Annotated in this window: 2 tRNA genes and 1 rRNA gene; all 3 read right to left on the reverse strand. The window is 51.1% G+C overall.

The window, feature by feature from the left end:
• Positions 1 to 347: 347 nt before the first annotated feature.
• Positions 348 to 423, reverse strand: a tRNA-Ala gene (locus tag GQ56_RS0101430).
• A gap of 45 nt (positions 424 to 468) precedes the next feature.
• Positions 469 to 545, reverse strand: a tRNA-Ile gene (locus GQ56_RS39105).
• A gap of 63 nt (positions 546 to 608) precedes the next feature.
• Positions 609 to 742 (reverse strand): 16S ribosomal RNA (locus GQ56_RS0101435); the annotation flags it as partial.

Genomic DNA, 742 nt, shown 5'->3' on the forward strand with positions numbered 1-742 from the left:
CTACCGCGTCCTTCATCGCCTGTGATCGCCAAGGCATCCACCACATGCACTTGTTCGCTTGACCCTATAACGAGTCTGTCTCATCGACAGTCGCTACAGGTTGAGTTCTCGCGTTGTGCCGTATTCCAATTGAGTCAAACATAGAGTTCGAATCATCTTGAGATACATCGATACAATCACAACCCGGATAGTTTTCACGTCCATCTCATAGACGCTTCCGCTATCCAAATTACTTACTTCTTCCAGATTGTTAAAGAACGACAGCCGATACATACTACGTATCACTCTGACTGGCTCAATCGCCAATGACAAAGACTCGACCACGTCGAACGCTTGTCATTGAAGATTGGTGGAGGCAGACGGGATCGAACCGACGACCCCCTGCTTGCAAAGCAGGTGCTCTCCCAGCTGAGCTATGCCCCCATTTGAGTACAGATGACCTCAGGTGTGTTACCGCCCACAAGACGGTGGTGGGTCTGGTTGGATTCGAACCAACGACCCCCGCCTTATCAAGACGGTGCTCTAACCGACTGAGCTACAGACCCCTGAGTCTGTCTTTAATTTACAGCCGATAAGCGTGAGCGCTCAATTTTGCGAGATAGCTCTGGAAAGGAGGTGATCCAGCCGCACCTTCCGATACGGCTACCTTGTTACGACTTCACCCCAGTCATGAATCCTACCGTGGTGACCGTCCTCCTTGCGGTTAGACTAGCCACTTCTGGTAAAACCCACTCCCATGGTG

This window comes from Burkholderia paludis, assembly GCF_000732615.1.
Lineage (GTDB): Bacteria > Pseudomonadota > Gammaproteobacteria > Burkholderiales > Burkholderiaceae > Burkholderia > Burkholderia paludis.